At 33.8% G+C, this 21,575-nt stretch carries 18 protein-coding genes; 7 read left to right on the top strand and 11 right to left on the bottom strand.

The genetic code is table 11. From position 1 onward, the window contains the following. Positions 1-109: 109 nt before the first annotated feature. From KO527_RS10880 to thiI, 3 genes are all read left to right on the top strand, one after another. Entirely contained in the window at positions 110-787 is a 678-nt protein-coding gene (locus KO527_RS10880) for a TIGR00153 family protein (RefSeq protein ID WP_042150528.1), read from the top strand. Positions 788-823: 36 nt separating this feature from the next. Beyond that, positions 824-2,092 (top strand): inorganic phosphate transporter, encoded by a 1,269-nt coding sequence (locus KO527_RS10875; RefSeq protein WP_216040332.1) that lies wholly within the window; start codon positions 824-826, stop codon positions 2,090-2,092. A 267-nt stretch (positions 2,093-2,359) separates the two neighbouring features. Continuing rightward, the gene (thiI, locus tag KO527_RS10870; RefSeq protein ID WP_216040331.1) at positions 2,360-3,817 is read left to right on the top strand and encodes a tRNA uracil 4-sulfurtransferase ThiI; all 1,458 of its coding nucleotides are present in this window, start codon (positions 2,360-2,362) and stop codon (positions 3,815-3,817) included. Between the two features lie 258 nt (positions 3,818-4,075). Here the strand turns inward: thiI and recG are convergent, their stop codons facing one another. The 3 genes from recG to asnC form a co-directional block, all read right to left on the bottom strand. After that, the gene (gene recG, locus KO527_RS10865; protein ID WP_216040330.1) at positions 4,076-6,187 is read right to left on the bottom strand and encodes an ATP-dependent DNA helicase RecG; all 2,112 of its coding nucleotides are present in this window, start codon (positions 6,185-6,187) and stop codon (positions 4,076-4,078) included. Between the two features lie 140 nt (positions 6,188-6,327). After that, complete coding sequence (gene trmH / locus KO527_RS10860; protein WP_216040456.1) at positions 6,328-7,020, bottom strand: tRNA (guanosine(18)-2'-O)-methyltransferase TrmH; 693 nt, start codon at positions 7,018-7,020, stop codon at positions 6,328-6,330. Positions 7,021-7,079: 59 nt separating this feature from the next. Then, entirely contained in the window at positions 7,080-7,538 is a 459-nt protein-coding gene (gene asnC, locus KO527_RS10855) for a transcriptional regulator AsnC (protein WP_216040329.1), read from the bottom strand. A 155-nt stretch (positions 7,539-7,693) separates the two neighbouring features. Here asnC and asnA point away from each other — a divergent pair, with 155 nt between their 5' ends. Beyond that, positions 7,694-8,689 carry an aspartate--ammonia ligase gene (gene asnA / locus KO527_RS10850; RefSeq protein WP_216040328.1) on the top strand — a complete coding sequence of 332 codons (996 nt, stop codon included), beginning with the start codon at positions 7,694-7,696 and terminating at the stop codon, positions 8,687-8,689. Positions 8,690-8,721: 32 nt separating this feature from the next. On the opposite strand, the gene KO527_RS10845 is transcribed toward asnA, so the two are convergent. The 5 genes from KO527_RS10845 to gmk all read right to left on the bottom strand — a co-directional run bounded on the left by KO527_RS10845 (position 8,722) and on the right by gmk (position 14,169). Next, positions 8,722-10,332, bottom strand: coding sequence for a FapA family protein (locus KO527_RS10845; RefSeq protein ID WP_354668614.1), 1,611 nt, complete (start codon positions 10,330-10,332; stop codon positions 8,722-8,724). A gap of 157 nt (positions 10,333-10,489) precedes the next feature. Next, positions 10,490-10,882, bottom strand: coding sequence for a RidA family protein (locus KO527_RS10840; protein WP_216040327.1), 393 nt, complete (start codon positions 10,880-10,882; stop codon positions 10,490-10,492). Positions 10,883-10,935: 53 nt separating this feature from the next. After that, positions 10,936-13,050 carry a bifunctional GTP diphosphokinase/guanosine-3',5'-bis pyrophosphate 3'-pyrophosphohydrolase gene (spoT, locus tag KO527_RS10835; protein WP_216040326.1) on the bottom strand — a complete coding sequence of 705 codons (2,115 nt, stop codon included), beginning with the start codon at positions 13,048-13,050 and terminating at the stop codon, positions 10,936-10,938. Positions 13,051-13,184: 134 nt separating this feature from the next. Then, positions 13,185-13,460 carry a DNA-directed RNA polymerase subunit omega gene (gene rpoZ, locus KO527_RS10830; RefSeq protein WP_042150508.1) on the bottom strand — a complete coding sequence of 92 codons (276 nt, stop codon included), beginning with the start codon at positions 13,458-13,460 and terminating at the stop codon, positions 13,185-13,187. Between the two features lie 85 nt (positions 13,461-13,545). After that, positions 13,546-14,169 carry a guanylate kinase gene (gene gmk, locus KO527_RS10825; RefSeq protein WP_216040325.1) on the bottom strand — a complete coding sequence of 208 codons (624 nt, stop codon included), beginning with the start codon at positions 14,167-14,169 and terminating at the stop codon, positions 13,546-13,548. Between the two features lie 460 nt (positions 14,170-14,629). Between gmk and KO527_RS10820 the strand changes: the two genes are divergently transcribed. Continuing rightward, complete coding sequence (locus KO527_RS10820) at positions 14,630-17,203, top strand: UvrD-helicase domain-containing protein (protein ID WP_216040324.1); 2,574 nt, start codon at positions 14,630-14,632, stop codon at positions 17,201-17,203. Positions 17,204-17,224: 21 nt separating this feature from the next. On the opposite strand, the gene KO527_RS10815 is transcribed toward KO527_RS10820, so the two are convergent. After that, positions 17,225-17,653, bottom strand: a complete 429-nt coding sequence (locus KO527_RS10815) for an AlpA family phage regulatory protein (protein ID WP_216040323.1) — start codon at positions 17,651-17,653, stop codon at positions 17,225-17,227. A 97-nt stretch (positions 17,654-17,750) separates the two neighbouring features. Here KO527_RS10815 and KO527_RS10810 point away from each other — a divergent pair, with 97 nt between their 5' ends. Beyond that, positions 17,751-18,122, top strand: coding sequence for a hypothetical protein (locus tag KO527_RS10810; protein ID WP_216040322.1), 372 nt, complete (start codon positions 17,751-17,753; stop codon positions 18,120-18,122). 24 nt (positions 18,123-18,146) lie between these two features. Here the strand turns inward: KO527_RS10810 and KO527_RS10805 are convergent, their stop codons facing one another. Continuing rightward, positions 18,147-19,544, bottom strand: coding sequence for a HEAT repeat domain-containing protein (locus tag KO527_RS10805; RefSeq protein WP_216040321.1), 1,398 nt, complete (start codon positions 19,542-19,544; stop codon positions 18,147-18,149). A 758-nt stretch (positions 19,545-20,302) separates the two neighbouring features. Here KO527_RS10805 and KO527_RS10800 point away from each other — a divergent pair. Continuing rightward, positions 20,303-20,464, top strand: coding sequence for a hypothetical protein (locus KO527_RS10800; protein WP_216040320.1), 162 nt, complete (start codon positions 20,303-20,305; stop codon positions 20,462-20,464). Between the two features lie 265 nt (positions 20,465-20,729). Here KO527_RS10800 and KO527_RS10795 read toward each other — a convergent pair whose 3' ends face one another. Beyond that, positions 20,730-21,533, bottom strand: a complete 804-nt coding sequence (locus KO527_RS10795) for a hypothetical protein (protein ID WP_216040319.1) — start codon at positions 21,531-21,533, stop codon at positions 20,730-20,732. Positions 21,534-21,575: the final 42 nt, after the last annotated feature.

The following is a 21,575-nucleotide window of genomic DNA, read 5'->3' as shown; positions in this document are numbered from 1 at the left end:
CAAAAGTAGTCAAATTTAAATTTAATGGATTTTAGTTGTTAAAAATCGATTCACAATCGACATTTATACTGTAAAATCCGCGCTGCAAATAAGAAATGAAGGGTAAATCATGTCTGGAAATGCGTTTTTTGGGGTCTTTGCAAAGTCTCCGATCAAACCAATAGAAGAACACATAATAAAAGTTCATGAAGCAAGTGCTACATTAATGGATTTTTTCCAACATGTGTTCAAAAAAGAATGGCAACAAGCTGAACAAGTTCGTTTACAGATCAGAACGCTAGAACGTCAAGCGGATGTGATGAAGCGAGATATCAGAATTCAGTTACCAAGAGGGTTATTTTTACCTGTTGAGCGAACTGATTTATTAGAGTTGATCACGCAACAAGATAAAATAGCTAATAAAGCGAAAGATATTGCTGGCCGAGTAATTGGTCGTGAGATGGATATACCGAGTGAAATTCAAGCTGATTTCATGACATATCTATCTCGTTGTATAGATGCGACTAAACAAGCATCTAAAGCAATAAATGAATTAGATGAATTATTAGAGACAGGCTTCAGAGGTCGTGAAGTAACTTTAGTAGAAAACATGTTAGTGGAATTGGATGCCATTGAGCAAGATACTGACGACATGCAAATCAAGTTACGTAGACAGTTACGTGAAATTGAAAGCGAAATGAATCCGATTGATGCAATGTTCTTATATAAGATCATTGAATGGGTTGGTGATTTAGCAGATATTGCAGAGCGTGTAGGCTCTCGTCTTGAGTTAATGTTAGCTCGTTAGTTAATTAATAAAAATTAAAGCGAAAAAGGTACTCCTATGGATTTTATAGCATCCTATGGCACTATGTTGGTGCTAATTGCTGCGGCAGTTGGTTTTTTTATGGCTTATGGTATTGGTGCAAATGATGTTGCCAATGCGATGGGTACATCTGTTGGTTCAAAAGCACTAACAATTAAACAAGCAATTATTATTGCAATGATTTTCGAATTTGCAGGTGCATATTTAGCCGGCGGCGAAGTAACTTCAACAATACGTAAAGGTATTATTGATGCATCATACTTTACCGCGACTCCTGATATATTTGTATTAGGTATGATTTCAGCCTTATTTGCTGCTGGTGCTTGGTTATTGATTGCATCGGCTTTAGGTTGGCCTGTATCTACTACTCACTCAATTATTGGTGCGATTATTGGTTTTGCCTTAGTTGCAGTTGGTACTGATGCGGTAACTTGGAGCAAAGTTGGTGGTATCGTTGGTAGTTGGATTATTACGCCATTATTATCAGGTATTATTGCTTACTTTATATTTATGAGTTCGCAAAGGCTGATATTTGATACTGCTGAACCTTTAAAGAATGCAAAACGTTTTGTGCCTATTTATATGGGTTTAGCTGGTTTTGTTATGTCTTTAGTGACAATCAAAAAAGGCTTAAAGCATATTGGTATTAATATGGGCGCTGTTGAAGGTTATTTACTTTCAATCGCAATCGCAGTACTTGTTGCAATCATTGGTAAGATTGTTATTCAGCGTTTAAAGTATGATCCTAAAGCTGATAAAGAAATGCAATTTAATAATGTGGAAAAAGTATTTGGCGTGTTAATGATACTGACTGCTGCATGTATGGCATTTGCTCATGGTTCTAATGATGTTGCTAACGCAATTGGTCCACTAGCTGCTGTTGTTGGCATTGTTGAAAACAACGGTGAAATCGTTAAGAAAACTGCACTTGTTTGGTGGATTTTACCACTAGGTGGTATTGGTATTGTGGTCGGTTTAGCAACACTTGGTAAAAATGTAATGAAAACAATAGGCGAAGGTATTACACACTTAACACCTAGCCGTGGTTTTGCTGCTGAATTAGCTGCTGCATCAACTGTTGTTATTGCATCAGGTACAGGTATGCCAATCTCTACAACACAAACTTTAGTGGGTGCTGTGTTAGGTGTAGGTATGGCACGTGGTATTGGCGCATTAAACTTAGGTGTTATTCGTAATATCGTAGTTTCTTGGGTTGTTACATTACCAATAGGTGCATTCTTAGCTATCGGTATATTCTTTATTTTAAGAACTGCATTTGGCATATAAATTTACTGCGTAAATTTATTATGACCACTACGTGGTTTATTAAATAGAAAAAGGCTTCCAAAGGAAGCCTTTTTTGTTTTATGGAATTATAATAACCAAACGTAGACCGGGTTTTAGCCGCGTTAGAATATATACTAGGCTTATATCAATTCTGATAATTAAGTGAGCAGTTAATTATCGGAAATGGCATTAGAAGTTTTATTGGGCTTTAGGGTTTGATTTGCTATAATCCCGCGCCTGTTACTTTCGTTAGATTTTGAGACTCCCATGATTAAATTTATCATCAAACTACATCCTGAAATAGCGATTAAAAGTCGCTCTGTTCGTAAACGTTTTACTAAGCTTTTAGAAAATAATATCCGAATTCTTGGTCAACGTTTTGATGAAGATATAAAGGTGCATAATAATTGGGATAACTTAGTATTAGTATCTGAAAAAGATGATGAAGAATCTCGTTTAGCGTTAATTGATATCTTAAAAAATATCCCTGGTATTATGCAGTTTATTGAAGTTGCAGAAACACCTTTTGAAACCATAGATGATATCTACCAAGCGGCATTAGTATTAAATCGTGATGTTATTGCTGGTAAGTCTTTTTGTGTGCGCTGTAAGCGCGTAGGTAAACATGACTTTAGCTCAGGTGAAGTCGAGCGTTATGTTGGCGGTGGTTTAAATCAAAATGTTGAAGGTGCACGGGTTCAACTTTCTAAGCCTGAAGTAACAGTCAAAATAGAAATTAAACAAGATTTAGCTTACATAGTAAAAGAAACACATATAGGTGTAGCTGGTTTCCCATTACCTAGTCAAGAGAGTGTTTTATCACTTGTTTCTGGTGGTTTTGATTCTGGTGTTGCTACGTATCAAATGATCCGAAAAGGTGCCCGTACACACTATTTATTCTTTAATTTAGGCGGTGCTGCGCACGAGATTGGTGTTAAGCAAGCAAGTTATTACTTATGGAATAAGTTTAGCTCTACACATAAAGTGAAATTTGTAGCTGTAGATTTTGATCCTGTTGTTGCTGAGATTTTAGAAAATGTAGAAAACAGCCAAATGGGTGTTATCTTAAAACGTATGATGATGCGTGCTGGCTCTGTTGTTGCAGAGAAAATGGGCATAGATGCCATAGTGACAGGTGAGAGTTTAGGCCAAGTTTCTAGTCAAACCCTAGCTAACTTAAGCATTATAGACCGTGTAACGGATACATTAATTTTACGCCCGCTAATTCAGCATGATAAGCAAGAAATTATTGATATCGCGCGTGAAATTGGTACCGCTGATATGGCTGAAGTAATGCCTGAATACTGTGGTGTGATCTCTAAAAAGCCAACAGTCAAAGCTAAAATTGGTAAGATTTTAGCAGAGGAAGAAAAATTCGATTTTGATGTTTTAGATACTGTTATCGAAAATGCACGTGTAATGGATATACGTGATATTGCTAAAGAAGCGAAAGAAGAAGTCGCAGATGCTGAGTCTGTATCGGAATTACCTAAAGATGCAGTGGTAGTTGATATTCGCTCACCAGAAGAAGAAGACAATAACCCTCTAGATATAGAAGGCCATGATGTTGTGCATTTACCTTTTTTCCGTCTAGCAACTAAATTTAGTGAATTACCACAAGATAAAGAATATTATTTATATTGTGAAAAAGGCGTAATGAGCCAGTTACAAGCTTTAATACTACATGCTGAAGGCTATAAAACAGTTAAGGTTTATAGACCATAGCCTAGCTCTTAGGTATTTCGGTTACTGCGCTTGTTAATGCTAAACAAGCGCAGATTATCGGTAATTGCTCCTGTATTTCTCTACTACTTACATCCTTGTAAGAAAATTCTAGATTATAGATAAAGAACATTGCAGACGGGACTTCAGTCGCGTTCTATTCACACAAAAATACAAATTAAAAGCTGCGCGAATTATCGGTAATTGCTCCTGCATTACTCTACTACTTACATCCTTGTAAGCAAATCCCCGCCTACGACTTTAGGCTTGTGCGTATTGCTCTCGTTCAGGTAACCAACGTTTAATAAGCTTATTGCTTGGTTCTGGATATTGATTAAGCATATTGAGTGCAATAGGGCGCACTTGTTGTACTAAATAAGCATCACGTACTAAATCTGCAATTTTAAATTCAGCTAAGCCAGTTTGTTTGGTGCCAAGTACTTCACCTGGTCCTCTAATTTCTAAATCTTTTTGTGCAATAATAAAACCATCTGAGCTATCTCTTAAAACACCTAAGCGTTTTTGTGCGGTTTTAGATAGTGGACTGTGATAAAGCAATACACAATGTGATGCGATATGACCACGACCTACACGGCCACGTAATTGATGCAATTGTGCTAAGCCAAGTCGTTCAGGGTTTTCAATTATAATGAGACTTGCATTTGGCACATCAACGCCTACCTCAATCACAGTTGTGGCAACTAAAACTTGAAACTCACCATTTTTAAACTGTTCCATCACGGCTTGTTTTTCAGCTGCTTTCATTCTGCCATGCACTAAAGCAATTTTTAGATCTGGCAGGCAAGTTTGCAAATGAACTGCTGCATCTTCGGCTGCTTGGCATTGCAAAGCTTCTGATTCTTCAATTAATGTACACACCCAGTAAACCTGTCGGTTTTGATCTTTACAGGCTTTCTCTACTCGATCAATAATTTCATCTCGTCTGGTATCAGGTAAAGCAACGGTTGTGATAGGTGTTCTACCAGGAGGAAGTTCATCTATAATTGAGGTTTCTAGATCTGCATAAGCTGTCATAGCTAAAGTTCTTGGAATAGGCGTTGCAGTCATTACTAATTGATGGGGGTAGCAAATTGTATTGTCATCAATTTCAAACTTACCTTTTTCTCTAAGCTCTAATCTTTGGTGTACGCCAAATCTATGTTGTTCATCAATTATGATTAATGCCAAGTTATTAAAAACCACCTGATTTTGAAATAAAGCATGAGTACCTACAACCATTTGAGCTTCACCTGAGGCGATAGACTCTAATGTGGTTTCTCTGAGTTTTCCTTTGGTTTTACCTGCCAGCCAAGCTACTTTAATATCGAGTTGTTCAAACCAGTTTCTAAAGTTGGTGGCATGTTGTTCAGCTAAAATTTCAGTCGGCGCCATTAATGCAACTTGATACCCTTGAGAAATTGCACAAAGTGCACTTAGCGCTGCGACTAAGGTTTTTCCTGAACCAACATCGCCTTGTACTAAGCGCATCATAGGGTAGCTTTGTGTTAAATCATTTTTAATTTCAGCTACCACTCTTTGCTGTGCTTGAGTGGGCGAAAAAGGCAAGCTAGATAAAAATTGTGATTCTAATGGGTTAGTGGGCGGTAAATTGATCGCTTGATGATCTTGGCCTTTTTGTCGTAATTTTAATAAGCTGAGGTTTTGCGCTAATAGCTCTTCCATTACTAAGCGTTGCTGCGCCGGATGGGTACCTAACTCTAATAAAGTTTGATTAGTATCGGCACAAGGGCGGTGCAATGTAAGCAAAGCTTGCTTTAAACTTAAACCATGAGTTTGATGTTCAATGGGCAATAATTCTTCAATATCATACTTATGTAATAAGGAGACAGCTTGATCGCTTAAGTTACGGATACTAAGTTGTTTTAAACCTTCAGTTGTATGATAAACGGGGGTCAGTGTTTCTTGCTCGCTTTCCTGCTGTGGATAGCCATCATTCATTTGTACAAGTTTATATTCAGGATGGGCCATTTCAAAACCACTATGGCCACGACGCACTTCACCAAAACATCGAATTGTTTTACCTTGCGTTAAGCTTTTGGTTTGTGCTGCCGTAAAGTTAAAAAATCTAAGTGATATTCTGCCTGTACCATCATTAGCATTAACAACAAACATGCGTCTTTTGCCAAAAGTGACTTGGCTTGTTTCTATTGTTGCTTGAATACTCACATGGGAGTGAACTTGTAATTCATAGATAGGCACGATTTTAGTTCTATCTTCATATCGCATAGGCAAATGAAAAAGCATATCTTGAACTGTGTGAATATGTAATTTATATAAACGTTCGGCCATTTTTGGGCCAACCCCTTTAAGCTCTGTAATAGGGTATTGGCTTAAATTAGGAAGTTGACTCATTTATTGCTCAATTAGATTAATCAAAGTGATAATATGAAATGTTGCCAGAATTTAAGGTTATTCGCTAGGGGTATGTGATTGAAAAGGAAATATGAATTCAACCTAATGATAAAAATGCCATTAGGTTGTTTTATTTTAACTTAGCTCGCTTTGTATCTTAGAGTATTCCAAAAAGCTTCAGTTGCGATAATTTCGCCTTCATCATCAATGGCTGGGTAATCTAATCCTTTTAACTTACATTGCTTAGCAATAACAGGATGACAACCTTCAAACAATAATTTATGTCTAATGCTTTTACATAAATCAGAATCATCATACATGTTTGCTATTTTTCTTTGTCTTTGTGCTTCAAATAAGATTAAAGCCGTCGCCACAGAAACATTAAGAGACTGAACCATGCCCTCCATTGGAATTACAATATGTTGGTCGGCTAAAGCAAGTGCGGTATCTGAAATCCCCGTTTGTTCTTGACCAACAATAATGGCAGTAGGTTTTGTGTAATCAATTTCTCTAAAATCAACTGCGGTATCCGACAAGTTAGTCGCTAAAAGCTGAATACCAGGAGTGCGCTCTCGAATATCAGCGATGGCATCTTCAACAGTTATATGCATATGGGTTTCAACCCAGTTTTTACTACCACCTGAGGTATTGCCTGTGACACGTTTTTGGTTTTCTGGCCATACAGCATGAACATCATGAATTCCCACTGCATCTGCCGTGCGTACAATCGCAGATAGATTATGATGTTTATGTACTTCATCTAAACATACTGTTAAATCAGTTTGTCTTTTATCTAAAACGCTTTTGATTCTTTTGTAGCGATTGTTTGGCATGCGTTGACTCATTAATACTCATAATTGAAAAACGGATGAGATTATAATGTTTTGTTGGCTTAAGGTAAAACATCACGATTAATTGGGTTTTGTAATGATATTAAGGTTTCTGTTGATTGAATTTCTTCTATCGTTTGTATTTTATTGATCAAAACAAATTGTAAATGATCGATAGAACGTGTCATTAACTTAATAAAAATACTGTAGTTTCCGGTTGTATAATAAGCTTCAACAACTTCTTCAAATTCTTCTAGTCTTTTTATTGTATTTGGGTAATCTTTGGCATTTTTAAGGTTTATCCCCACAAAACAGCAAACATCATATCCTAAGTTTTTTGCATTAATTGATACTTTAGTACCTTCTATGATCCCTGAGTTTTTCATTTTCTCTACACGAACATGAATTGTACCTGCACTCACTGCGAGTTTTTTAGCCAATTCAGCATAAGGAATACGTGCATTTTCTGTTAATGCTTCAAGAATGTTTTTATCTAGATTATCGATCTCATAATTTTGCATTGTATTTTTCCCCAGTAATTATTGATCTCTCAATTTAAAGGCTATTCTATTATCAATAAAATTAGTGTAAAGCTATTTTTGTTGAGGTATGTTGAATGATGTTGTGATTTGAGTGAGGATAATAGACAAGAAACGCAAACTAATTGAGAATTATCATGAGCAGCCAATACATAAAAAGCCAAGTACAGATCAGCAAAGCAAAACAGTTATTTTCAGCACAACTAGAATCAAAGCTAGGATTAATCGAAGTGCAGGCGCCTATTTTAGCGCAAGTCGGAGATGGTATTCAGGATAACTTAAGCGGTCATGAAAAAGCGGTTGAAGTAAAAGTGAAATCTTTACCTGAAAAAGAATACGAAGTTGTGCATTCTTTAGCTAAATGGAAACGTAAAACATTGGGTGAGCATGGTTTTAGTATCGGTGAAGGGATTTATACTCATATGAAAGCCCTTAGACCTGATGAAGAAAAACTAAGCCCTATTCACTCTGTTTTTGTTGATCAGTGGGACTGGGAAAAAGTAATTTGTGAATCAACTGAGCGATCTTTAGATTATTTAAAATCAACGGTAACAACGCTCTATAGCGCTATTAAAGCAACTGAACTAGAGCTTGATAAATTATATGATTTAAAACCATTTTTACCAGAATCAATCACTTTTATTCATTCGCAAGAATTAGTAGAACAATATCCCGAACTGTCAGCAAAAGATCGCGAAAGAGCAGCAGCCAAAGAGTTTGGCGCAGTATTTTTAATTGGCATAGGTGGTAAGTTATCTCATGGTGATATTCATGATGTGCGTGCACCAGATTATGATGATTGGTCTAGTGCTACCTGTGATAAATATGAGGGCTTAAACGGTGATATTTTAGTTTGGAACCCTGTGTTAAAAGATGTATTTGAAATTTCATCTATGGGTATCCGTGTTAGCCCTGAGGCCTTAGAAAAGCAACTTGAAATTACGGGTGATACAGCTAGATTAGAACTAGATTGGCATAAAATGTTATTACAATCTAAGTTACCGCAAACAATTGGTGGTGGCATAGGCCAATCAAGATTAGCTATGTTGTTATTACAAAAACAGCATATCGGTCAGGTTCAGGTTGGAGTATGGTCAGAGCAATTAAAATCAGAAGTATCTGAAATACTATAATAAACCTGCTGCGCCTACATGGATGTTGGTGCTTAGGTTTTAAAATCTATTTTTATTTTTCCTTCATGTAATTTCATTTTACAAGGTCCATAACAACGTTTAGTTTGTAGGACCTTGTCAAATAAATGAAGCTCTATTCCCGGATAAACTTGTTGGCTAACATCTAATTCAGCAGCTTCTAAAAGTTGATGTAAATACTCCTCAAATAAAGCCGTTTTTTCATGAATCTTTTCTGCTTGAGTAACCCAGTGATGGTGTGTTGATGTTATTTTATTAAATAGTGCCTCTTTTTGCTCAGAAGCTTTTGAGCTTTCTATCTTATCTAGCGCTTCTTGTAGCTCAGTTAAGTGCTGTTCGGTTTCTACTTGTTTATGAAGAAGTTTTTCTGTATTTTCTTTTAATTTAAAAGCATCTTGAATTAAATGTAACTCTATTTTTGCACCAGATTCACAGCCAATTTCACCTACTTTTATTTTGCGTGCATCTAATACTTTACCGCCAATAAGTTTACCAAGTGGTTTGTTTTTATTTCCTATTAGAATTTGATTTTTAGCCTTTAAATTACAGTGGTTTGAAAGGCGTTCAATATAAATGTTTTTGGCTTGTAGTAAGGCATATTGTGCATGGCTTATCTCTAAATCGCCTTTACAGGAAATAGTGCAACTTAATTCATCTTTATTAGCAAGTTGATGACCAATAACACCTTGTTTAATAGTGATATTACCTGTTGCATTTAATATAGATGATTCAACGGTACCTAATACGGTAATATCACCTTTAGCTGTGACTTTCATATTTGGCTCAATATTTTGAGTAATTAAAATACTGCCATCAAAGTCAATATGTCCAGTTTTAACAGATACACTCTCTACTGAATAAATATCATCTACACGCATGCCATTTTTAATCTCTATAGGCACACCTGCTAGCACTGATATCAATTCGTTTGGTTTATTTTCTTTGATTTCTGTGCCTTCACCAGCCACAAGTTTAATTGTTTTACCGGGGACTGCTTTGAGTGTTTCTCCTGATACAGTAAAGCCATCTTTACCAGAAGTTTCAGGAGTTTTTTCAATCAATAAAGTACCTGGTGTAACACTTGCTACTTTGCCAAAATCAAGCATATCAACACGACCGTTTTCTAGTTTTTTAGGGGTATTGATCCGCTCAGCTAATGTTGTTACTTTTTTTTCTAGTTTTGCATTTTCTCCCTGTTCAGCTTGCTGCCCTTTAGCTATCGGTTCAATAAATTTAGTACCTGAAGGCTGTTCTAGTTGGTGTTGTAAAAGTTGCTCTAAATAGGCTTGTTTATACCCTCTTGAAACGCCTGATTTAACAATCAGTGCTTTTGCTGATTCTAAATCAAGCATTTTGCCACCTTGTGGGGTGATTAAAGTGCCTTGGGCTGTCATTTTATCGTCTGATATTTCTATTGTGAGTTGGGCATCTCTTTTTGTTGCAACAATTAAAGTTGTATTATGGTTTTTATCTTTTAAAAATTGCAAAATATCTTTTTTATGCACTTCAAATTCACAAAAGGCAGATGTGCTTAAGGCTTCTAAAACATAATCTGTACTAGGTGGGAAAGGGAACTCATTATTGATAACGAGTTGTACTTGATTATTTGAATTCAGCTTAAACACGTTATATCTCAAAATAAAACATTGATTTAACTTTAAGCCAGAAAATAAATTTAATCTAGTGTGTGTTGTGTATTTTTGGGGAACAAAAAAGTCGTTGAATATTGATTGAAACTAAAAAAGAGCCAAAAGGCTCTTTTTATCAATAACTAAATGATTATTAGTTAGTTGAAGGTAGCTCCATAATGCCATCAATTTCAATTTGTACAGCTTTAGGTAGTGCACTCACCTGTACAGCAGCACGTGCTGGGTATGGTGTTTTGAAATATTGGCTCATTACATCATTTACAATAGCAAAATTAGATAAATCAGTTAAAAATATATTCACTTTAACCATATCTTGTAACTCACCACCAGCGGCTTCACAAACAGCCACTAGATTTTTAAAAACTTGGTGCGCTTGCTCTGTAAAGTCTTGTGAAACGATCTCCATGCTCTCTGGTACTAATGGAATTTGACCTGATAAATATACCGTAGTGCCCACTTTTACAGCTTGGTTATAGGTACCAATTGCTGCAGGTGCATTTTCTGTACTAACAATTACTTTTGCCATTTTACTTCCTTAATTCATAATTAGCTGCTTTATTGTTTTAAATAAAAGTGCAGTTATTTTTTACGGTATACCTTTTGTACTTCAGGTACAACTCTGATCTTTCTCATTACATTTGCAACATGTATTCGGTCTTTAACCGTAATAGACATATCAACTATGTATAAATTACTTTCTTTTTCTTCAGTGGTTATTTCCACAATATTAGCTGAAGTGGTAGAAATTAAATTAGTGAGCTTAGCCATTGAGCCCTGATGGTTTATGAGCTCAACTCTAAATGCTGCTATATATTCTTTTTCAGGCGCGTCTTCCCATTTTACAATGAAGAATTTAGCGGGTTCATTTTCCCAGCCGCGAATATTTTTACATTCGTGGCGGTGCACTGTTAGGCCTTTTCCTTGACTTACATGAGCAACAATATCATCGCCAGGAACTGGTCTACAACATTTAGAATAATTAACTAACATACCTTCAGTACCTATTAAGGCCGCTTTAGTATCTTCTTTAATTTCGCTTACATTATCTGAATCTTCAGAGTCTATCGCTAATAATCGTCTGGCGATCATGACGCTCATTAAATTACCTAAGCCAATTTCTACTAATAACTCTAATAAGCTTGAAACTTGGTTATCTTCTAGAACTTGGTTGATATTGTCTTGTGATAACTCTTCAAGAGAAGTTTCACCTAGAGCAGACTCTAATAAGCGTTTACCTAAGTTCATCGCTTCATCATTTTGCTGTGTTTTTAGGTAATTTCTAATGCCTAATCGCGCTTTGCCTGTAACCACAAAATTTAGCCAAGTTGCATTAGGGTGAGCACCTGAACTTGTGATAACTTCGATTGTTTGACCTGTGTCTAAAGGTTGGCTTAAAGGGTGTGGTTTTCTGTTAACACGAACACCGACACAAGAGTTACCGACATCAGTATGAACTGTATATGCAAAGTCGATTGCAGTTGCGCCCATAGGTAACTCAACAATTCTACCATCAGGTGTAAATACGTAGATTTCTTCTGGGAATAATTCCGTTTTTACATTTTCAACAAATTCAAAAGAAGAGCCTGCACTTTGTTGCAGTTCTAATAAGCTTTGCATCCATTGGCGTGCACGTTGTTGTGCTGTATTACCTGAGTTATCACCCGCTTTTTTATATGTCCAATGAGCAGCAACACCCATATCAGCCATTTGATCCATTTCTTTTGTTCTGATTTGGATTTCAACTGGGATACCGTGAGGACCGACTAAAGAAGTGTGGAGCGATTGATAACCATTGGTTTTTGGTACAGCTATATAATCTTTAAAGCGTGTTTCAATTGGTTTATATAAGTTATGAGCAACGCCTAATACGCGATAACATGTATCTAAAGAGTCAACTACGATGCGAAAAGCATAAATATCCATAACTTCGTTAAACATCAGTTCTTTATTTAGCATCTTACGATAAATGCTATAACTATGTTTTTCACGACCCGTTACTTCAGCATCAACACCTGATTCTTGTAATCGTGTGATGATTTCTTCTTGGATATTATTGATAATCTCTTTACGATTACCGCGAGCTTTAGCAACTTCTGATGTTAAAGCGCGGTGACGCATAGGATAAAGGGCCTGAAAACCTAAGTCTTCAAGTTCATTTTTGATATCGTGAATGCCTAAGCGATTTGCAATCGGGGCAAAAATCTCAAGGGTTTCTTTTGCAATACGACGGCGTTTATCAGGGCGAAGTGCACCTAATGTACGCATGTTATGAGTGCGATCAGCAAGCTTGATTAAAATAACGCGAATATCTTGCGTCATAGCCATAATCATTTTACGGTAGTTTTCTGCTTGGAATTCTTTTTTGTTTTTGTATTTTAGCTTATCGAGCTTACTCATGCCCTCTACAAGTTCAGCTACAGTTTCACCAAATATTTCGGCTAAATCTTGTTGGCTAAAATCAGTATCTTCAATTACATCATGCATTAATGCAGCCATTAATGTTTCATGATCTAAATGCATCGCAGCCAATATTTGAGTTACTTCAACTGGATGAGTGATATAAGGTTCGCCACTTGAGCGAGTTTGGCCTTCATGGGCTTCACGTGCAACAACATATGCTTTTTGCACTAATTCAACTTGATCTTCAGATAAATATTCTGAGATCTTCTTTTTTAAACCTTCAAAAAGATACATTCACGCTCCAATGCATTATGAGGTGAGAGAAATAGGGGTATGTCTTACAATATACGATGAAATAAGCTAGAAGTGAAGAGGGGAATTAACAGCCTTTAGTATTAAAAGCTAAAGACTGTTAAAAAGTATGCTTTCTATTGGTTTCCACCAACAATTGCTGCTACAGCAGCGAGTTCAGCAGCTTCTTGATTTTGCTCTTCAGCAAGCTCAATGCTATCTAAACTTGTATTAGTTACTAAACCAGCTTCGATTTCACGAAGAGCAATAACTGTAGGCTTATCGTTTTCTTCTTCTACCATAGCATCTTTGCCACCAGTAGCAATTTGGCGAGCACGACGTGCCGCAACCAAGATTAAATCAAAACGATTACCAATTTTATCTACCGCATCTTCAACAGTTACACGAGCCATCGAGTACTCCCAAATTCAAAAAATTTAATTTACGCAAGTAGTGTAGTTTACTTTAAGCGCGAGATTTAGCCAAACAATTTTTACTTTATGCAGGTAAAAGATCGTTAATTAAGCTATTAAACTTCAAAGCTTGGTTGCTTTGCTTTAATCTTTGACCAAAAACAATTGTTTCTAACTGATACAAAGCTGTATCAAAGTCATCGTTAATGATTAAAAAATCAAACTCATTGTAGTGAGACATTTCAGCTTGTGCTTTATCCATACGAGATTTTATTACTTCATCTGAATCTTGGCCGCGAGAATTAAGTCTGTTTTCTAGCTCTTGTTTAGAAGGCGGTAAAATAAAGATAGTTTGCACTTCTGGTAGTACTTTCCTCATTTGTTGCGCGCCTTGCCAATCGATATCTAAAAATACATCAATCCCCTGAGCAAGTTGAGACTCTATGCTTTGTTTTGAAGTGCCGTAATAGTTTTCAAAAACTTGAGCCCATTCTAAAAAATCATTTGCTTCAATTAATTTTTTAAACTCATCTACTGCAACAAAGTGATAATGCTCTGCATTATTTTCGCCTGGGCGTGGTTGGCGTGTTGTATGAGAAACTGATACTTTCATATCAGAGTGACGCTCTAATAAAGCATTAATTAAGCTAGACTTACCTGCACCTGATGGAGCTGATAATATAAATAAATTTCCGCGAACTTGTGACATCAGTATTCTCGATTGTTCAATGTTTAATATTTTTATAGCGATGCAAAAATAAAGCTATAAAGTTTTCTCTATTTTAAATGCATTTTGATTGAATGGCTATAAATGAAAAAACCGCTGTAAAAGCGGTTTTCGTATATGGTGAATAAACTTCTATTCAATGTTTTGGATCTGCTCATGGATTAGAGTCAGCAATTATCAATATATCAAATTGTTACACTGAATTATAACTTGTGATTTTAAAATCTGTCACCGCTTCTGTCACCATTAAGTGAAAGGTAGTAATTTCTGACAAAATCATTCTAGTTCATCATTTTAACATCATATAATTAAAAGTTATTCTTTTATTTTCTGTTTTATTTTATTTTCTTGAATCCATATTTTAAAAATTATTTTTAATATATATTATTGTTATTAATAACTTAATAGTTATATAAATTACTAAAATAATAAGGATATTTTTTTGAATTATCTTCGATATAGAAATTTAGCATCTTCAATGATCGCTCTTAGTAAAAAAGGTGGTTCTTTTAATAAAGCAGCAGAGCAAATAGACTCACTTATTGGAAAAATCGCAAGAAAAGTAGAAAACCCATTACATGGTTTACAAAAAACAAATAATGGCGAAACAAGAATTAAGAACTGTATCAAATATGACTTAACCGGTCGCTCTAGGTTAGTGACAGTTCAAACTAAAGGATATTGTTTACTTCTTTTTGCTGGCGATCATGACACCGTAGATGATTGGCTCGATTCAAAAAAAGGCACTGTATTCGGTCTTAACAAAGATAATAAATTTGAAGAAATAGAAAGTCAAAGCGCTGTTATAGGTGACGATTCTCCATATTTATCTAAAAGGTTAAGGCAAGATAAACCATTATATGAATTGGTTAATGAAGAGATATATGATCGCTTTGTGGATAATTTATCTCGCAGTACTTGTAGGGAACTCGAAAAATTAACTTGTTATGATGAAAATAGACTTTATGAAATAACTTGTGAGTTAAGCGATGAATATAGAAAAGCTGTTTTAGATTTATTTTTAGCTTTGATATCTGGAGAAATAGAAAATGCAGTAAGAGGCATAAAGTTATTTTTAGGTGAAATAACCGATCTTGAAAAAGTTGATGTCAATGTTGAAGTCGTAGATAGTGAGTTTTTGAAAAAAATATCCACAGATGAAGACTGTTATCCAAAGTTATTAAGACGTTTTGCTGAAGAAAGTGATTATAAAGAATGGATGCTTTTTATGCATCCGGATCAGGAGTCTATCGCTTTCACTGATTTTTCAGGGCCATCAAAACTTTTAGGTGTATCAGGCTCTGGTAAAACTTGCGTAGTTATTCAAAGGGCTATTTATTTAGCTAAAAAATACCCAAAAGAATCTATTTTAGTTTTAACTTTGAATAAACCTTTGGCTGAATTAATTAAAAATTTAGTTGAAAAATTAGTTGAACCTGAATGTAAAAACAATATAAAAGTACAACCTTTCTTTCAAATCTGTCAGGACTTTCTTAAGAACTTTGAACCGGAAAATGAAAAGCTTTATGAAGATCTAACTTGGAAAAGTGCAGAGCATATTGACGAAGTTTGGAGAGAGTTCTATCGATGTGAACTGGGAAATAATGACGCTTCAGTTTTACATGATTTACATGATACTTTAATCGCCAGAGGTATCGATGCTGAGCATTATATAAAAGAAGAATTTGACTGGATAAGAAGCGCATTCTCTAAAAGTGATCGAGATAACTATTTTGATATGCCAAGGCAAGGTCGAACTATTCCTCTTAACATAAAGTATCGGAGGCAATTGGTTGAAGGTCTAGCTTGTTGGGAAAAAAAGATGATAGATATTGGTGTTACTGATTACTTAAATATATCTACAGCCTTATATCGCCATCTTAATAAAATAATACCTGAATACAGATGTATTTTAATTGATGAATCACAAGACTTTGGAAATATTGAGTTTTCTATAGTAAGAAAACTAGTTGAACGAAATGAAAATGATATCTTTTTGTGTGGTGATGCAGCTCAGCAAATCTCTACGAAATATCAAAAACTAAAAGAAGTTGGAATTGAGTTACACAGTTCTAGATCTAAAAAAATCACAAAAAATTATCGCAACAGTCGAGAGATTTTAGAGTTGGCTAATAGCGTTCTTATGGAAAATTTATCAGATGAAATGCTTAACTCAGATGATTTTGAAATTCTAGAACCTGAGTATGCATCATTTTCAGGAGCCAACCCACTGTTATTAGAAGGAAATAGTTTGGAGGATGAGGTTTCTTCTGCATATGAGTATGTTAAAAATCATTTAGAAGCCAATCAAAAAGCATGTATTTGTATATCAGGTTTTAGTCAAAGAGAAATTAAAGTTTTTGCTGATAAAATAAACTTACCTGTATTAGATGGGTGTATGGATATTTCTCAAAACCAAATATTTATTTCTGAATTAGAGCAAACAAAAGGGTTCGAGTTTGATTATGTATGTATTTTAAACTGTTCTTCTTCTGTTATACCTGATCCAAGACTACCACCAGAAGAGCACTTTAGGGAGTTATCTAGGCTTTATGTTGCAATGACTAGAGCTAAACTTGAATTAATCTTGTCTTTTTCAAATGAACGGTCCACATTATTTAAAAACTCTGATGATTATTTTATAAATGATCAATGGGCATCGCATATAGAAGTAAAAACAAGTAAGTTTGGGCAGCCGGAAAAGTTATCTGAAGTTGTTCATGTTGAAGATATTGAAGCTGAAGACCCATTTAAAATGTGTGGTGATAAATTATTATATCGAAGTGAAACTATAGGGTTATCATCCTTAACTATTGATTACATAAGAAATAATATAGATGGTGAAGGAAGGGTTACTATGGGAGCAAATCGACTAAAGAGAAGAGTAAAATGGCGTGATTTTGCAGACTTATTAGATGATATTAATAATAAAGCACCTTATGAGCATAAAGTGACTAATACTATTGTTGAAGAACTTCGGCTATTGGAAGCTAAGCTTTTGGCGACAGAGCAGTAGCTTTTTGTGTGAATAACAAATTTATTTAAGTTTACTTAACCAAGTTTGAATTTCAGTATATCTCCAGCCTATTCTTGTTGAACATAAAGGGATTCTGGCTGGAAACTTACCTGACCTTTCTAATCGCCAAATTGTAGTTCGAGATAACCCTGTAAGCTCCTGAACTTCTTTAGAGCATAGAATTCGTTCTGAAGTTGATGGTTGTCCTGTAGGTGATGATTTCTCTTTTATATTCGTTAGTACGTAATCTATTAATTGATATCCAAAAAACTCAGTTTGATTATTTGTAATTTGAATAAACTCAATTTTTCTTTTCTTTTGTAAGTTTTCTAATTCAACTAAAGGACACCTTAAAAATAGAGAAGCTTCAACTTGAGTAAATCGCTGGTAAAGAGCAATACCCATATTATCGGCCAATTCGCAAAGCTGTTTTGAAAAAGGTTGATCCATCACACCACTAAATATTTATTAAAAAGAATAAAAGTATTTGAATTTATCTTAGCAAAGGCTCAATATTGTTTATACAGTAATCAATATATATTTGTTTATGCCAAATTCAGCAAGTATTTTTAATCCTAAAGATAATTCATTGGAAGAGCGTATTATTGCTTTTAAATCTGTTTTACATGCAAATAATAATATTGAGCTTAGTCTTAAATATAATAATGATAAACAATGGTCTGACAGGCTAGGTACAACTGAAGAAATAAAGCTTGCTCAAAAAATTAATGAACAGAGCTTGAAACAAGCATTTAAATCATTAAATTACGCAGATCTCCAAGAAGCAAAATCTTTAGGATTACTTACACAGGATGAAGCGAAACAAGTTAAAACATTAAAAGCAAAATCAGAACTAAACCAATTGAGTTCCAGCCATAAAGGTAAAACTCATGACGGACACAATAACAAGCGCTCTTAATAGTTCAGTTCCGATTATTTTTTATCAATCTTTATGAATTCCAAGAGTTTTTAAAGTAAACAATACAACATTAAATTGTTCAGTTCCTAATAATGGCTTTGTACTCAAATATAAGGTCTCCATTATTTTCAATTGTTTCATGGATGGCTGACAATATGTTTTGTTAAAATCTTCATTCCATTCAAATAAATATTCTCTAATTTTATCAACACCAATTAAGCTATTAAGCGCTTTATGTTCAAGCAATCTTAATAGAAAAATAAACCTTTCCCATTTATTTATATGTTTAGAAATTGCTAAAGAGTTACTGATAATATGTTCATATTCAGCTAACTCCATTATTTTAATCAAGTCACTGGCTGTAAAAACTATATTTTGCTTATCACATAATTTTGTTACTTCTTTACACACTGCTGGTGACGGGTCTTGTAAATATTTAACAAGAGTGAGATTAAATTCTTCATTATATAAATTTGAAAGAGTGCTTAAAGATTGCTTTCTTACACTTGGGTAAGGGCTCTGTAAAAACTCAAAAATATGGTGTGATATATCTTTACATTTTAGGAAACCTAAACCCCAAATAGAACATTTTAACTTAGATACTAAAGATGATTTTAAACTTTTTTCATATATTGACGGAATATCAACACTTTGCAATTGAAGTTTCTTTAGCGCTATTTCACGTATAGAAGAATGGCGATCATATAAATATGGTTCAATAAAGCTAACGCTTTCATCAGTTTTTAAACAAATTTGAAAGGCTTCTCTGCGAATTGGCATGAAGCTATCTTTTAATGCTAATTTCAAAGCATTAACTTGTTCTATTCCTGTTAGTTTTCGTAAAAGGTAAGACGACTTTGCCCTTACTATAATATCATTATGCTGTAACCCAACTTTTACGATTGATACAGGGTCTATTAATTCAAAATCTATACATAATGTAATACAAGCACGCGCTATCAATTCATTTTCATTATTGATTCCTTGAATAACAAATTGTGAATTAGTATTTGTTACTAAGTATTGTTCTATATAATTAATAAGATCTTCATGATTGTTTCTTGCACAATTTCTCAAATGATATAAATCAGGCAGGTAAAGAACAAATGCTTCAGCATGATTTTTACTTGCAAAACTAGTAATGGACTCTAAAGCAGCTTTTCTTACCTCAGGTACCCAGTCATTAGCTCTTAGTATTAATTTTGGTATTGCTTCCGACTTATTAAGAGCACATAATTTTTTAACCGCCTCCTCTCTTTTATAGCCATTCCAATGCTCCGATAATTTCAATAAGTAACTCAAGCTTTCTGGCTTTTGAAGTTTTTCTATTTTTTTATTATTTGTACTTTCTTTTGATTCATTAATTTGTTGTGTAGGTTTTTTTCCTATTAATTTTTCTAACAGTGTAATTAATTTACTCATCGATGACTCATTCTAATTTATATTTGAAAGACTGCTTTTAACATTGGAATAATATATGGATAGCTTTTTATTTATCGTACTAAATTATAGTAAATTCAAATAGCTATCAATAAATAGCTTTTATATTATGAAAATAACAGTGAATTAAATATATTTAATGAATTAATTATTTCAAGTAACTCGAAATAACAAAAATAACAGATATTTATAAATTAATTTGCTAAATAAATATTTCTGAGTATATCTAATAATGTGATTTATTTAATAAAATCAATTTTATGAAAATTACAATTTATAGTACTAAGTGATCTGCAGGTAAAACGCCTATAGCAACAAACTTTGCTTTAGATAAAGGTTACTGCATAGGGACTAATGAGCCTTACCATATTTACGAGGGTTTTTTACCGGAAGAAGATTATTTAAGCTTAGATTTAAATGATGCATTCCCTTTAATTCCAGATGATATTGATATTGTATTTGATCTTGCTGGATCTATATCTAAATCATCTATCAGTATTAGCTCAGCAATAAAACAATCAGATGTAGTGTTAATACCTATTTATAATGAGGTTAAGTCAATAAAAGCCTGATTAAACACTATTGCTGAAGTGATGCAGTTAAATAAAAATATTATAGTGATAGCTACCAAGCTTAAAAAGAAAAGTAAAAAAGATAATTTCAGCCATTGGTGAAATAGTATTGATGCAGTAAATATAAAAAATGCTGTTAAGGCACACTTTTCAGCTGATATCAAAATTTTGCCTCTAAAATATTCTGCAGTATTCGATGTTATTTTTGAACAAGAAAAATCTATATCACAATTAATGGATGAATCAGGGTTAGCAAAATATCAATACAAAGAAGTAAATGAGCAATTTAATGAAATTTATCAATTAATAGACTCTAATTATGCCAAATAAAAATAACTTAGCTGCATTTAAAGTAGATTCAAAAAAAAAACTACCTACTACTGGTTTACAAGAAAGTAGCAGCGATAAAATCACTGCTTGAAGAAAATCTAAACCTTTATCTGAAAAGCAATCTGAATTAATAGGTTTAAGATTTACTCTTAGTGAATTAGAAATAATAAAATCCAAAGCAGGTTTAGTCCCAATTGCAACATACCTTAAAAATGAATTGCTAACAAAAACAAATATCTTCTAATTAATAGTTATGATGAAAGCATTAAGCTTTATGTGTTTTGATCTTAACTTTACTATATTTAACAAGATCCTTTATTAGATACCTTACAATAAAATCACTTTTTGCTCTTTTACCATCCATATAAACTGAAAAATATGAAAAGAGTGAAATTAACAAATAAAATGTAAATCTTATTGCTATTAAAGTTAATCCAAGAGCTAAAGTGAAAATAATTAACATAGTAAAAAGTTTTGCTGGAGTAATTCCTTTATAAGACTCGAACACTTGGTCTATACCTGTACTTTGTTTTAATGCTAAAACACTAATTACAGAACATAAAGCGAGAAAAAGAGCTAATATTCTAGGCTTAGCTGAATCATGATATATCAGATTTATAGCATCAGAGTATTTTAAGTGAAGTGAGCTTTTATGTTTTGCTTCTAACTCCAGACACTTTGTAAACTTTTCTGCTAACTCTATATATTCAAATTTAGAAGCAACAAATGTCATAGAGAGCCACTGTTGTTTTAAATTACTTAGTTCAGAAAAATTGGAGCCTAATTTATTCACTAGTTTGGTTGCCGTATATTTTTCTTTTAAAAAGTCTAATCTCAGCCATGTTGAAATAAAAATAGATTCAGCATAAAAAAGCAATGCTAATTTTTCGTTTTGAGAATAAAAACCATTATTTAACAAAGGAAAGCCAAGATAGCTTAATATAATATAAATAAAGAAAAGTAGAGCTATTATAGATAAGACTATATTGAATTTAAGAGAGTTTAAATATTCTTTGTAACTGTAAAAATCTTTGTAATATTGATTAGAGATAATATAAAGTTGATCCATGTAAAAAGTTATTCCATCATTATTATATATTGATGATTACTA

The sequence above is a fragment of the Pseudoalteromonas sp. C2R02 genome (assembly GCF_018860845.1).
Lineage (GTDB): Bacteria > Pseudomonadota > Gammaproteobacteria > Enterobacterales > Alteromonadaceae > Pseudoalteromonas.
Note: the sequence above shows the minus strand (reverse complement) of the source record. Positions and strands in the feature narration are given on the sequence as shown.